This window comes from Sphingomonas sp. PvP056, from assembly GCF_040549155.1.
Classification (GTDB): Bacteria; Pseudomonadota; Alphaproteobacteria; order Sphingomonadales; family Sphingomonadaceae; genus Sphingomonas.
The window spans coordinates 44,121-57,611 of the sequence record NZ_JBEPST010000002.1; the positions used below are offsets into that span (position 1 = coordinate 44,121).

The following is a 13,491-nucleotide window of genomic DNA, read 5'->3' on the forward strand; positions in this document are numbered from 1 at the left end:
ACGTCAGACCCTTGCGTTCCGTTTCCGGTCGCGTTGCCAGCGCAAAGCGATCCGGAAGATCTTCGGCCCCTCGACCAGATAGCGTCGACCCAACCGCCGCGGGCTTCCCGCGAGCCGCCAGAACCATTCCATCCCCGCCCGCTGGACGATCCGTGGTGCGCGCACCTGCGCTCCGACGATGAAATCGACCGCCGCGCCGATGCAGAAGGCCGTTCCCTTGACCGTTCCCGCCGTCGCCATTTCGGACGCCAGGATCTCCTGCTGCGGCGCGCCGACCGCGAGCAAGGTGAAGCGCGCGTTCGCCGCGGCGGCCGCGTCCACTGCCGCCTTCCGTGCGGCGGCGTTGCGGCGCAACCCCATCGGTGGTTCGTGATGGATGATCGTTATGCGCGGATATTGCGCGCGCAACTGCGCGACCAACGGCGCGCTTGCGCCGACGATGCAGAGCCGGTCGCCATCCTTCAGCACCGAACCGAACAGCGCGACGATCAGGTCGCTCCCTGGCACGACGGTCAGAGCGATCCCGTACAGCTTCGCAAGCCGCGCCAGTACGCGGCTGTCGTTGAGGCACAACAATCCGCCCTGATAGACCGGGCGCAGTTCGGGCTGCGCATCAATCTGGACCATATGGTCGACGTTGGGGGTGACGACATAGCCGAAGCGATCGTCCGCCCGTCGCGTGTCAAGGAAGGCGATGACCTCGGCGGCTTCTGCCGTATCAAAATCGAGGCCGAGGAAGTTGGCCCTGGGAAACCGGTTTTGCCCGGCAGAGTCCTGCGCGGGCGGTTGTCGCGTCGACGTCACGGCAATATTTCCCCCGCTAATGAACGGCGCTCCCGGTGCCAGCTTGGCGACCCCGACGTCAAGCGCCCAGCATCATGCGGTTGACAAGCAGGGGCCGCGTGGGGCTAGCCCGAAGGATGGATCGAATCATGCCGCCTTTGACGGACCCGCGCCCGGAGTTGCGCGGCGAGACGCAGGGCGCGCAGGTCGGCGTCGTGATGATCGGCCGCAATGAGGGCGAGCGGCTGCGGCGCTGCATCGCCTCGACCAGCGGGACCGCCGCGCGCGTCTATGTCGATTCGGGATCGACCGACGACAGCGTGGCGTGGGCGCGGTCGCAGGGCGTGGCGGTCGTCGAGCTCGCGGTTCCGCCCAAGTTCACCGCCGCCCGCGCGCGCAATGCCGGGCTTGAGCGGCTACTGCAGGACCATCCGGGACTCGTCTATGTCCAGATGGTCGACGGCGACTGCGAACTCGCGCCGGGTTGGCTCGATGCCGCGCGCGATGCGCTGGAGCGCGACCCTGGACTCGCGCTGGTGTTCGGGCGGCGTCGCGAGCGTTTTCCCGAGCGATCGATCTACAACGCATTCTGCGACGACGAATGGAACGTCCCCGTCGGCGAAGCCGCGGCGGGGGGTGGCGACGTGATGGTCCGGGTCGACGCGCTGACCGCGATCAACGGCTATGACCCGGAGATGATCGCGGGCGAGGATCCCGACATGTCGGTTCGCCTGCGCAAGACGGGGTGGCGGCTGTACCGGATCGATCATGCTATGACGATCCACGACGCTGCGATCCTGCGGTTCGGGCAATGGTGGCGCCGGACCGAGCGCGCTGGCCACGCCTTCGGCGAGCTCGCGGACCGGCATCCCGGCTTGCGCGAGCCGGACTGGCGGCGGCAGTGTCGCAGCATCGTGCTGTGGGGCGGAATCCTGCCCGTGCTGGTGATGGTGATGGTGCTGTTCGCGATCGTGTTCGGTCCCGTCTGGCTGCTGCCCGCGCTTGCGTTCGCGGCGGTGTGGCCGTTGCAGGCGCTGCGGATCGCTGCCAAGCGCCGCGCAACGCTGCCCCCGCGTCAGGCGCTGCTGACGGGGGCCTTCCTGATGATCGGAAAACTTGCCGAGATGATCGGACTAGCCCGCTTCCAGATCGGTCGGCTCACCGGGCGTCGGTCCGACCTGATCGAATATAACAGCGGCCCTGCGCGCGGATGAGCGGCCCGACATCGTTATGGGCGCAGATCCGCGAGGATTGGGTGGCGCATGGACGCGACTGGACTCGTCCCGGCTTTCGCGCGGTCGCGATCCATCGTTTCGGCGTATGGCGGATGGGGGTGCGCCCCAAGCCGCTGCGCATTCCGTTCAGCCTGCTGTACCGATTGATGTTCCGCCGATGCCGCAACGGCTATGGCATCGAACTGCCCTATTCGGTCGTGCTGGGGCGTCGCGTCGTGATCGAGCATCAGGGCGGGATCGTGATCCACGGCAATAGCGTGATCGGTGACGATTGCATCATCCGGCAGAATTGCACGCTTGGCATCCGCCGTATGGACGCCCCCGCCGACGCGCCGATCCTCGGATCGGGAGTCGACGTGGGGGCGGGCGCGGTGATCCTCGGCGCAGTGCGGATCGGCGATCGTGCGGCGATCGGCGCGAATGCGGTGGTGCTGGCGGACATTCCCGCTGGCGCGGTCGCGGTCGGCATTCCCGCGAAGATTATCAGCACGAGGGAAATCCGATGATCGACGCCGCCGCTGCGACCAGGGTCGCCGTCATCATTGTCAACTACCGGACGCCGGACCTCGCGCTGGCGGCGGCACGCGCGCTGATGCCCGACCGGGCGGATAATCCGGGGTTGCGCGTCGTCATCGTCGATGGTGGTTCGGGCGACACCTCCGCTGAAGTAATCCGCGCGGGCGTGGCCGATCCCGCCTTGTCGGATTGGGTCGAGCTGCTCGCGCTGCCGATCAACGGCGGGTTCGGCTGGGCAAACAACCAGGCGATCCAGCGCCTGTCGCAATCGGTCGATGCGCCCGACTATTTTCACGTGCTCAATCCCGACACCGAGGTCGAACCGGGCGCAGTGACGACATTGCGCAAGGTGCTCGACAACCATCCCCGCTGCGCTGCGGTGGGTAGCTTGCTGCTCAACGCGGACGGCAGCGAATCCGGCTCCGCCTTCGGCAACATGTCGCCGCTGCGCGAACTTGTCCGCGGGTCGCGGGTCAATGCGCTTGGCCGTATGCTCGGGGTCAAGCCGATGCTGGTGACCGAGCCGGGCGAGGCGGATTGGGTGACCGGCGCGAGCACGATGTTTCGTGCAACCGCGCTCAAGCAGGCCGGTTTGTTCGACACGGGCTTCTTCCTCTACTTCGAGGAAGTCGAGCTGATGTTCCGGCTGGTGAAGGCAGGCTGGACGATCCGGCACGAACCCGCGAGCCGCGTTCGCCACATCGGCGGCGCGTCGACCGGGGTCAATTACGAGCGCAAGGCCGCAAAGACCCTGCCGCCGCTACCGCGCTATTGGTACGAAGCCCGCCGCCGCATGTATGCGCGCACGCACGGGCGAACCGGGGCGATGCTGGCGAACGGGTTCTGGGTCGCGGGGCACGGCCTGTATCTGGTGAGACGCGCGGTCGGGCTGGGGGGCAGCCATCTGCCGGTCGCGAACGAAGCGCGCGATCTGTTGCGGCACGGTATGCTGCCCAGCAAAGCCGATCTGCAACCGCATGTCGCGCGTTGGGACGATCCAATCGATCAGCCGCCTGCATGGATGGCGAAGCGGGGCGCCTGACCTGCCGATCCGCGACGGAAAGGAGCCTTGCTTCTCTCCGATCGCTTTTCGCTTCTATCGCTTCCCCGGCGAAGGCCGGGGCCCAGTAGCGCAACAGAAGATTGCGAGAAGCTGCGCGTCGTTATCTCGGCCATCACGACTGGGCCCCGGCCTTCGCCGGGGAAGCGTAGTGTGCGGTTAAGGATCGATCCGTTCGGTCCGCGTCCACGCCACGCGCTGCCGCCCCGTCAACAACCGCGCGTACATCGCGAGCTTCCAAACCAGATAGCGCGGCAGCCGGACCGCGGCATCACGGTGCAAATGCATCCGCCCTTCGCCGGCCCACGCCAGCACCACGACCGCGCCGAGCAGCCCCAGCAGGACCACCGCCACGATCAGCGGCACAAGCGAAACCCCGAGCAACGCCGCCACGGCCAGCAGCAGCGTGATCGCCACGTTCGCCGCGAGCAGCATCGACAGCGGCGGGACGCACAGATGCACCCCCATCCAGAATCGCGCCCAGTTCCCGCGGGCGATCCCCGACCCGAGCAATCCCAGCCCGTGCCGACGCGCCATTGCGAGGAAGCCGCCTTCCCAGCGCGCGCGCTGCGTGCTCGATCCGTCGTCGCTGCTGCAATCGGAACGGACCGTCGCCCCGTCGAAATATCCAGCCGGCTGACCGAGCTCGATCAGTCCGATTCCGATCGCGAGATCCTCGACGACGTTCCCGGTCGCGAGATCGAGCGCGGCGTACGGTGCCCAGGGGAACGCCATACCCGACCCGGTAAGGATCGCCGCGCCGCCAAGCCGCTGGATCCCACGCTGACGAATGCGGTTCTTCACGAAGAACGCGAAGTTCGAAATCTGCACGACCGGCGGTGCCGACGGGGCGGGGCGGAACAGATAGGCCGCCTGCGCCGCACGACCGGTTGCCATTACCGTGTCGGTCAGACGGGCAAGGCCCGCCGGATCAATTTCGCAATCCGCATCCACCACGACGACAACGTCGGGCGGGGACGCCGCGATATGGTCGCGACCGAAGGCGAGGGCATAGCCCTTGCCGCGACGGACCGCGTCCTGTCGCTCGATCACTTCCAGGCCCATGCCGCGCGCCACTGCAGCGGTCGCGTCGCTGCAATTGTCAGCGATGAGAACGACACGGGTGGACGCGCTTTGCAACCGAACCAGCCCGGCACCCGACGCGGCGAGCGTACGTTCCTCATTATGCGCAGGGACCAGCACCACGACCTGCTTGTCGCGGGCCGGGGGCGGGGGGCTGCGGTCGGGGCGCAGCCCGAGACCGGTTTCCAGCAGGAACGCCCCGTCGATCAGCGCGATTGGCGCCAGCGCAACCCCCGCGATCAGGTCGAACGGTCCCATCACCCGATTTCCCGCTGGAAACTGAACGCTCGATCGCTGTCGATCCGATTGGCAGTGCGCACGACCGTCCCCCGTTGCCGACGTCCCGATCCAATACCGGCCTCAGCCGGCGGACTCAGGAGTAATAAGCGTCGTAATAGCGTTGCGTGCCGTAGCCGAAGCCATAATCGTCGCCGCCGATCCCACCCTTGTAGCGGTTGAGCACGGTGCCCATGCACGGCGCCGGACGCAGGATCTCGAGCGTGTCCTTGACCTGACGGGCGGTCGTCTTGCCCTCCTCGACGATCATCAGATACGCGTCGATCTCGCGCAGGACGATTGCGGCATCGTCGTTGGCAAAGGCGGGCGGCAGATCGCAAATGCAGATCACGTCGTCGGGCAGCTTGCGCATCGCCGAGACGAGCGTGCGCAACCGCTCGCCTGCGAGCAGCTCGGCCGAGCTGTGGTCGGTCGGGAAGGACGGGAACACGGTCAGCCCGGTGCCGGCAATCTCACGCGAGGCGGCATCGAGCGAGTCGACTTCGCCTGCAAGGAATGTGTTGATGCCAACGCCCTCGGGGATTTCGAAGATTTCTGCGATCGACCCGCGCCGGAGATCGAGATCGAACAGCAGCGTGTGCGTCCCTGGAATGCGCGACAGCGATGCCGCAAGGTTGGCAGCCATGAACGACTTGCCGACACGCGGCGTCGCCGAGGTGATGCCGATCACCTTCCACTGGTTGGCGCGCATGATCTTGACGATCTGCGAGCGCAGCAGGTTGAACGGACGGGACCGGCGATCACGGCTGTTGAAGCCGAATACGCCGCGGCGGGGGGAATCGAACTGGTCAATCGGGTCGGCGATGCTGTCGGGGGACAGCACCAGATCCGGCGCGGGACCGTCGGTGGTCGAGGAGTTCCAGGAACGCGACATTAGGATACCTTAGATCGAAGAGGTAAGGCGCTGGTTAAGCTGCGGCCTTGGGGGAACTCGAGCGACGGCGTGCCTTCTTCTTCGAGATCACCGGAATGACCGCGAGCGGGGGAACCCCGGTGAGCCGCGTCAGCGTACCCACGCTCCGGATCGGGCTTGCAATCAGCTCGAACAGCAATGCCAGACCGATACCCGCAGCAAGCCCGCCGAAGATGCCACCGAGGATCAGCATCGGCCGGTTGGGCTGCGTGGGCGTATCCGGCGTGACGGGCGGGTCGATCAGCGTCAGGCGTTCGCCGCGCTGCTCGTCCGAGATCTTCACGACCGACCGTGCGTTAAGCAGGTTGGTCTGGATCCGCCCGAGATTGGCGCGCAGGACGTCCGCACGTGACTGCAACTGCGCGACCTGCTGCGCGATCACCGGCCCGCGGGCCTGTGCTGCCGCCATTGTCGTCGCGCGGCTCTCCGTCATCGCCTTGGCGTTGCGCAACTGCGCGATCGCGCTGTTGTTCGCCGCCATCTGGCGTTGCACGACCGACGAAACGCTGTTGGTCTGGAACGCCGAAGCGGTCGACTTCGCTGCCGCCAGACGGCTCTCGGCGAGCTTCACGTCGGGGTGATCGTCCGAAAACTGCGCGCGCGCTGCGGCCAGTTGCGCCTCTGCGGCGATGACGTTGGGGTCGCGACCGACCGCCGGCTTGCCCATCTGCGCCTGCAGCTCGGCGTTCTGCCGCTGGAGGTTGGCAATCTGGCCTTCAAAGTCGCTACCGGCGCCCATCACGCTCACGCCGATGTTCGATGCCGCAAGTGCCGCGCCGTTCTGGCCGGTGATGCGGTTGATCTGCGTCTCGATCCCGTTGACCTGCGCCTGGAGATTGGCCTCCTGGTCCTCGAGGAAGCGCGCGTTGGTCTGCGCCTCCGCCTGGGTCTGCGACGCATCGAGCTTGAGCAGACGGTCGACGAAGGTCTGCGCGACCAGCTGCGCCTGCGGTGCGGTCGGATAGTCGAACGTCAGCGAGAAGGCGATCGACCCGGCGTTGCCGCCTCGGTTGACGTCCGCATTGATCGCGTTGATCGCGGTCGCGTCGCGCATCCGGTCGACCAGCTTGGAAAGCGGTTCGTTGCGCGCTGACGCGTCGTACAGGTTGTTCGCCTGAATCAGTCCGACGAGATCGGGACGGCTGAGAATCTGTTGCCGGATCTTCGCCATGCGGCGGTCGATCACCGTGTCGCCGGGGCCCGATGCCGCAGTGTCGCTCGGCAGGTTCTGCGATTCGACCAGTAACGTCGCGCTCGACCGATACGAACGTGGGAGCAGGAACGCCGCCGCGATCCCGGCGATGCTCAGGATCACGAACGGGACGATGATTAGCCAGCGCCGTTCCCACAGGATGACGGGGAGGCTGCCGATGAAATTGGAGGAAGTATCCGATTCCTGGCTCTGTGCCAGATCGAGTTCGTCGTTCATCGAATATCCCCGAGGCGCACTGCAACACCGATCAATCCGCCAAAGTCGCTTGGCCGTCTGGTGCTGGTGCCGATGACATTGCCACCAATAAAGCTGCCACCGAAAATCTTACGGTAGTTGACCGAGCTGATCAAGCGCAGGCGCTGACGCAGCTGACGGTCGTAACCGATCGTCGCGCGCAGATATTCGTTGCTCAGCGCAACTGGCGTTACGATCCCGCCGACCCCGCTCGGCGTGCTGTTCTTACTATAGTCTGCCGACGCATTGATGTTGCTGCGTTCGGTGATGCGGTAGGCATAGCTGCCGCCGACCGAGGTCGACACCTGCGTACCGATCGCCCCCGTCGGCAGGACCGCGCGATTGGCGTTGATGCAGTAATTAACGCGGATGCCGCGGCGGCACATCGCCAGGCTGCCGGAGAGCGCCGCGGTGGAACCACCGATCTCGCGGTTGATGAACGACACGCCGAGCGCACCGTTCAGCGTCCAATATTCGTTGATCCGCGCGGTCGTCGTCGCCTGGACCGAATAGACCGTCGTGTCGCCGCCGACCATTTCATAATCGTACTTCGCGGCGGACCCCTGAAGGCCGCCCTGGACATAGCCCGTGATCTGGCGGCTGTAGCCGACCGTCCCGCCGTACCCGGTATAATCCCCAAGGGCGGACGCGATCACGCCGGTGCTGCCGGAATTGGAAAACTTCGAATTGATGACGAACGCGCTGCCCGTGACGACGTCACGCGCCGACAGCGTGGCGGACACGTCGCCGCCCCCGTTGATCGTGCGACGGCGTGCGCTAAGGCCGAACAAGCCGATGTCGGTCCCGGTGTTGACCGGAAGCATGTTGATCGGGTCGACCGGCGCCGGTCCGATGTCGGTCGACGGAACCGTCCCCGGCTGCTGGACGGTGGCGAACCGGTTGGCGAGATCGTTGGTCGAGCCGATCAGCGAGCTCTGGACGCTCGCGTTCAGATGCCCGCGGACATATTCCGCAGGCACGAAATTATAGTCGACGCCGCCGGAGTAATTGTCCGACCGGTTGTACCGGTTGAAATACTGCTGGACGTTTGCGTCGGCGCTGACCGTCAACGCACTGCGTTCGCGCAGGATTCGCAACTGTGGTCGGATATCGACCTGTACGAATCCTGCACCCGTATCGGATCCTATCGTCGCGAAGGGATTGTTCGAATAACCGAGCGAGCTCGACACGTCCGCGCTCAACCGCGTTTCGGTGGTTTGCGCGAACGCGGGAGTCGCCAGGGTTACCGCGCACAGCGCGAGACAGGAACGTGTCTTCACGGTACGATCACCGTGTCGCCGCTTTCCAGCTGCGGGAGGCCAGCCAGATCGCGCCCGCTCGGGTTGCCCTTCAGGATGTCGGTCAGGCGCACCTTGATGACGTTGAGCCCGGTTCCCGACTTGCGCAGGATCGCGACGTTGCCGACGTCGGCGAAGTCGGCGGGGCCGCCCGCCATGACCAGCGCCTCGAGCACGTTGACGTAACGGCCGGCAGTGAAGGCACCGGCTGCCTTTACCTTGCCCGCGACGCTGAACTGTAGGCCCATCGGCGATTTGACCGAGACCGTGACCTGCGGGACGGTGTCGCGATATTGCGAACGCAGTCCCTTGGACACGAGCGTCTCGATATCCGCGGGCAACTTGCCCAGCGCATCGATCTGCCCGACCAACGGGAAGGAGAAGGTGCCGTCCGGCAGGACCTTGACGATCCGCTGGAGGCGTTCCTCACCCCATACGTAGATCTCGATCTCGTCGCCCGGGTTGATCCGATACGCGCGCAGCTGTGCCGGCGCATTGGGTGCGGATTGTGCCACGGTCGGGACCGCGAGCGCCAAAAGTCCCACCGCCGCACAATGACGTGCGGCTCGTACCGAAAAGATCATATGAATTTCCCTGTTGACCGGTTTTTTGGTTCCTAGCGCAACTGCAGTATGTCACGCTAGGTGAAAGCAGCCTTAACGCTGCGGATATTGGATCGTGTTGTCCTGTAGCCGTATCGGCAATCCCAGATGAAGACATTGACAATGCGCGTCGGCCCCCGGCACGGTCGGCTTGTCCCATCCTTACGCGTTATCGGATCGTTTCCCGCAATGAAGCCTTTGCCTGCACGGTTCGCAGCGGCCCTCGCCGCGTCGCTTCTTCTGGTCGGCGGGGTCAGCGGCTGTGCGTCGAAGGACACCCGCGCCGCGCAGGCCGCAGCGGAGGCCGAAGCCGCGTTGCAACAGGGCAATTTCGCGGTGGCGCGGCGCAACATCCAGACCGCGCTCGGCATTCGCGACGATGTCAGTGACTATTGGCTGACCTCTGCGCACATCAGCCTGGCGACCAAGAACTTCGCCGGGGCGTTCGACGCCTATGAGAACGTCTATCAGCTCGATCGCGGCAACATCGAGGCGCTGCGGCAATTGTGCCAGCTCGGGCTCAACGTGCGCCAGCCCGACAAGGTCGATCGTTATGCGGACCAATTGCTCGTCATCAACCTCAACGATCCGTTGCCACTGACGATGAAGGGTGGCGCTGCGTTGCAACGCGGCGACTGGAAGAATGCGCTGGTGTTCGCGGATCGCGTGCTGGGGGCCAATGCCGCCGACGTCGGGGCGTTGATCCTGAAGGGACAGGCGCTGGCCTATAAGGGCGACAACGCTGCCGCTGCGGCATTGATCGAGGAATCGCTCAAGGCCCCCGGTGACGGCACCTCGCGCCTCGTGTTCCTGCGCGATCTCTATCAGAAGACCAGCAATGCCGACGGCTATCAGAAGACACTCGCGCGCCTCGCCAACGCCAATCCGTCCGATACGCAGATGCAGCTCGATTATGCGGACTGGCTGTACCAGACCGGGCGTCCCGACGGGGCCTTCGACTTCGTCCTGCCGGTATTGCGAAAGAACCCCAAGGACATCGCGCTTGCGTCAAAGATTCTCGAGATGTGGCTGGACGCGGGCCGCGATGCCCTGTCGACACAGCAGATCCTGCTTGGGGGGCAGGAGGATGCGGTCGAGATAAAGGCCACGTTCGCGCAATTCGCCAACGAGATCGGTCAACCCGATCTCGCGCTTCGGGTGCTCGGCGATGCCGTGCCGACGGGCGAGCCCGACGCGGGCAATTCCAACGCAAAGGCCGCGCTAGCGTTTTCCGTGGGGTTGAAGGGGCGTGTTCAGGATGCATTGGCCCGCGTCCAGGATGTCCTCGACGTCGATCCGTCGCAGCCACGGGCGCTGCTGACCCGCGCGCGGCTGCGCGCGGCAATGCATGATTATGAGGGTGCCCTGTCGGATGGCAGGCAACTCGTGACCGACGACGTCACGAACATTACGGCGCGTCTCGCGCTGACCGATATCCTACTGGTGCAGAACCAGCCCGAACTGGCGGAAGCCAATTTGCGCGAAGCCTTGCGAGTCGCGCCTGCGTCAACGCGTGCTGCCGCGCGGCTGGCGAAGATGCTGGTCGCCCGCGGGCGGAGCGACGAAGCGTCGACCGTACTCCGCGACATGGCGCGTTCGGCGCAGATTAGCCCGCGGGCGCAAGCCGTGCTCGCGAGCTTCCATCTGTCCAGCGATCCGCTGCAACGTTGATGCGGCGGGGCTGACCGGACCGGGACCTTCGTTCGGAAGGCCCCGATCGCAACGGGTCAGGGCGCGGTTGCGGTTGCGCCGGGGGCCGGAGTCTTCGGCGGGGTGAAGCCCGGCTGATACGTGATCTTGGCGGCCGCACGTGCGGCATCCAGCTGCTTCTGCATCGCGGTGCCAAGCGACTGGCGACGCAGCAATTCAAGTGCCGCAGGGCGCGCCTGGGCTTCCGGCGTCGGCGATGGCGTGGTCGATGTGATCACGCTTGCGACGATGCGGCCCTTGTCCGGCGTGACGAACGGCTCGCCAGCGGGGAGGGCTGCGATCTTCGCCGCGACCGGGGGCGGCAGCATCGCGCTGTCGAGATCGGCCTTGCCGCGCGTGAACTGGATTCCCGCTGCGGACAAAGTCGCCGCAACCGCCTCGAGCGAATGCGCAGGCTCGAGCTGACGCAACACCGTCTGGTCGGTCGGCTGCGGAAACGAGATCTGGTCGAGCGTGTAGCGCTTGCGCTCGCTGAACAGCGTTGGATTCTCGGCGATGAACTTGTCGACCGCTGCGGTGTCGGGCAAGGCGACGCCCTTCGCTGCCTTGGTGGTCAGCAGGTTGATGATCAACGCATCCTCACCGCGGCGCAGCTGCTCGAGATAGTTGGGCGACTTGTCGAGACCCTCAGCCTTGGCCTTCTGCACTAGCAGCTTGCGATCGACGATCTGCTGGACGACCTGCGCCATGACCGCTTTCTTGTCGGCGGTCGCCGGGATGTTTGCGGCCTGCAGTTCGGCGTTGACCTCCTGCTGCGTGACTTCCTCGCCATTGACGACGGCGACGACCTGGCCGCCGACCTTCTTCTCGCAGCCCCCGACGAGCAGGAGCAGCGCGCCTGCGCCCGTGATCAGCATCGTCTTGTTGCGCATCATTTTTGGTACCCCTTTAAATGTCTGAAAGTGTCGTTTTACTGGAAGTGAGCGTCAGGCCGGGCCGATGAGCACGGACTTCATCCGGGGGCCGACCGCGCCGAACAGGGCGGCGGCGAAATGGTCGAGGCTCGCACGAGCGTCGCCGGCATTGATCGTCGAGATCCGCACCAGCACGCCATCGGGAATGAGTCCGCGCAGGTTTTCCTCAATCACCGCGAGTTTCTGATCCGACCATTTGCGGGGGAACAGATGCCCAAGCCGCGTCCAGTAGATCATCTGTTCGGTGCGCAGTTCGGTCTCTGCGACGATGAAGCGAGTTGGCACCTCAACCCCGGGGGCGAGCTTGACGTCGCGATCCTCGATGTCGGTCAGGCGGAACCCACCCGCGGGATAGCAGACTTCCGGGCGATGAACCTGGATCGTCCCGTCCTGCGAGCCGGCATAGGCGATCAGCAGCATCATCATGCCGCCGTCGGGGTGCTGGTACACCCGGGTGAGCAATTCGCTGTAGATCCGGTCGCGAAGTTGGTCGGCGGGCGGCAGCACCAGACCGCTGGCCGCCTGGAAATGCCAGCCGGCAAAATCGTGCGGAACCAGCGCATCGAGCTTGGCGGTGCCGAGCGTGCGCAAGACCGTCCGTGGCTTGAAGGCGAGCGCGGCACCCGCCGCAGCGAGCAACCCTGCTCCCGCCAGAACCTGGCGACGGGGCAGGGCAGGGCTGGACGGCCCGACGGGCGGCAGGTGCTGGTCGGCGATGAATTGGCTCATGCGATGTGTCCTTCGGGTGCCCAGCGCTGGCGCAGCGGCGTGAAGATCCAGTCGATCACGAAAATGCCGAGCAAGGCAGTAACGAACATCGTCATACCCGCCAGTTCGTGGAAGAAGCCCTGTCCGGCCGCTTCACCGAAGTGATAGGTGATGAGCAGCAGCATCAGCACGCGCACGAGGTTCGCCAGCACAGCGATCGGCACGATGCACGCGACCAGCAGCAGCATGTAGCGCCAGTTCGAGCTGTGCCGCAGATAAGTGTAAAACAACCCCAGCGCAGTCAGGCTGATCAGCGAGTTCAAGCCAGCGCAAGCGGCCGCCACCAGCATTTCATATTGCCCGATCTGGATCGTCACGCCCGATCCCGCCACGGGATAGCCCAGCAGATACAGGATATCGACCGACCACTGCGAGATGGCGATCTTGAGCGGCTGCGTCAGCGCGGCGAACAACGTGTCGGGCGGCGGGAAGACGAACAGCAGATAGACCAGCGGAAACCAGATCGCGCGCACCGCCGCACCGCCGTAGACCGCATAGAAGACAACGATCAGGCACAGGTACATCACGATCGATTCGACCTCGATCACCGAGGTGATCCGCGCGACGGTGAACAGCGCGAGCAACGGTACGAGCAGGACCGCGGCGATCAGCGCGTTGCCCGGAGCGGCCACCGCCGCGACCCGGTGCCGTTCCCGCAGCACCAGCCAAATCCCGGTCGCCAGCACCAGCGGACCGTGCGCGCCCTGTTCGGTGCTCCAACTCTCCCGGGCGACGTCAAGCATCGTCGGAATAAGGAAAACCAGCGCCGCGGCGATCAGAAACAGCAGCGCCGGGGTCCAGACACGGGACCGTGGCGTGACTTTTGGAGGGGTAATCGTCGTCAACATCACACGGTGCCTCGGCG

13 protein-coding genes are annotated in these 13,491 nt (G+C 65.4%); 4 read left to right on the forward strand and 9 right to left on the reverse strand.

The features are described from left to right. Positions 1-3: 3 nt before the first annotated feature. A complete protein-coding gene (locus tag ABIC17_RS04410; RefSeq protein WP_354279546.1) occupies positions 4-804 on the reverse strand; it encodes a WecB/TagA/CpsF family glycosyltransferase in 801 nt (266 codons plus the stop codon). Positions 805-932: 128 nt separating this feature from the next. On the opposite strand from ABIC17_RS04410, the gene ABIC17_RS04415 reads away from it, so the two are divergent. From ABIC17_RS04415 to ABIC17_RS04425, 3 genes are read left to right on the forward strand one after another with little or no spacing between them, the layout of a single operon-like run. Beyond that, positions 933-1,997: a glycosyltransferase family 2 protein gene (locus ABIC17_RS04415; protein ID WP_354279548.1), complete on the forward strand. Its 1,065-nt coding sequence runs from the start codon at positions 933-935 to the stop codon at positions 1,995-1,997. Beyond that, positions 1,994-2,524, forward strand: coding sequence for a serine O-acetyltransferase (locus tag ABIC17_RS04420; RefSeq protein WP_354279550.1), 531 nt, complete (start codon positions 1,994-1,996; stop codon positions 2,522-2,524). The genes ABIC17_RS04415 and ABIC17_RS04420 overlap by 4 nt, the downstream gene beginning before the upstream one ends. Beyond that, positions 2,521-3,576, forward strand: a complete 1,056-nt coding sequence (locus ABIC17_RS04425) for a glycosyltransferase (RefSeq protein WP_354279552.1) — start codon at positions 2,521-2,523, stop codon at positions 3,574-3,576. Before ABIC17_RS04420 ends, ABIC17_RS04425 begins: the two co-directional genes overlap by 4 nt. 177 nt (positions 3,577-3,753) lie before the next feature. On the opposite strand, the gene ABIC17_RS04430 is transcribed toward ABIC17_RS04425, so the two are convergent. From ABIC17_RS04430 to ABIC17_RS04450, 5 genes are all read right to left on the reverse strand, one after another. After that, entirely contained in the window at positions 3,754-4,935 is a 1,182-nt protein-coding gene (locus ABIC17_RS04430; RefSeq protein ID WP_354279554.1) for a glycosyltransferase family 2 protein, read from the reverse strand. Positions 4,936-5,050: 115 nt separating this feature from the next. Beyond that, positions 5,051-5,848: a CpsD/CapB family tyrosine-protein kinase gene (locus tag ABIC17_RS04435; protein WP_354279556.1), complete on the reverse strand. Its 798-nt coding sequence runs from the start codon at positions 5,846-5,848 to the stop codon at positions 5,051-5,053. Between the two features lie 34 nt (positions 5,849-5,882). Beyond that, a complete protein-coding gene (locus ABIC17_RS04440; protein ID WP_354279558.1) occupies positions 5,883-7,316 on the reverse strand; it encodes a GumC family protein in 1,434 nt (477 codons plus the stop codon). Beyond that, complete coding sequence (locus ABIC17_RS04445; protein WP_354279560.1) at positions 7,313-8,614, reverse strand: hypothetical protein; 1,302 nt, start codon at positions 8,612-8,614, stop codon at positions 7,313-7,315. Before ABIC17_RS04445 ends, ABIC17_RS04440 begins: the two co-directional genes overlap by 4 nt. Continuing rightward, the gene (locus ABIC17_RS04450; RefSeq protein WP_354279561.1) at positions 8,611-9,216 is read right to left on the reverse strand and encodes a polysaccharide biosynthesis/export family protein; all 606 of its coding nucleotides are present in this window, start codon (positions 9,214-9,216) and stop codon (positions 8,611-8,613) included. Before ABIC17_RS04450 ends, ABIC17_RS04445 begins: the two co-directional genes overlap by 4 nt. A 207-nt stretch (positions 9,217-9,423) precedes the next feature. On the opposite strand from ABIC17_RS04450, the gene ABIC17_RS04455 reads away from it, so the two are divergent. Beyond that, the gene (locus ABIC17_RS04455) at positions 9,424-10,905 is read left to right on the forward strand and encodes a tetratricopeptide repeat protein (RefSeq protein ID WP_354279563.1); all 1,482 of its coding nucleotides are present in this window, start codon (positions 9,424-9,426) and stop codon (positions 10,903-10,905) included. Positions 10,906-10,961: 56 nt separating this feature from the next. On the opposite strand, the gene ABIC17_RS04460 is transcribed toward ABIC17_RS04455, so the two are convergent. From ABIC17_RS04460 to xrtV, 3 genes are read right to left on the reverse strand one after another with little or no spacing between them, the layout of a single operon-like run. Further along, on the reverse strand, positions 10,962-11,819 hold the full coding sequence (locus ABIC17_RS04460) for a peptidyl-prolyl cis-trans isomerase (protein ID WP_354279564.1): 858 nt from the start codon (positions 11,817-11,819) through the stop codon (positions 10,962-10,964). Positions 11,820-11,870: 51 nt separating this feature from the next. Continuing rightward, the gene (gene epsI / locus ABIC17_RS04465) at positions 11,871-12,587 is read right to left on the reverse strand and encodes an exosortase-associated protein EpsI, V-type (protein WP_354279566.1); all 717 of its coding nucleotides are present in this window, start codon (positions 12,585-12,587) and stop codon (positions 11,871-11,873) included. Beyond that, complete coding sequence (xrtV, locus tag ABIC17_RS04470; protein WP_354279568.1) at positions 12,584-13,474, reverse strand: exosortase V; 891 nt, start codon at positions 13,472-13,474, stop codon at positions 12,584-12,586. Before xrtV ends, epsI begins: the two co-directional genes overlap by 4 nt. Positions 13,475-13,491: the final 17 nt, after the last annotated feature.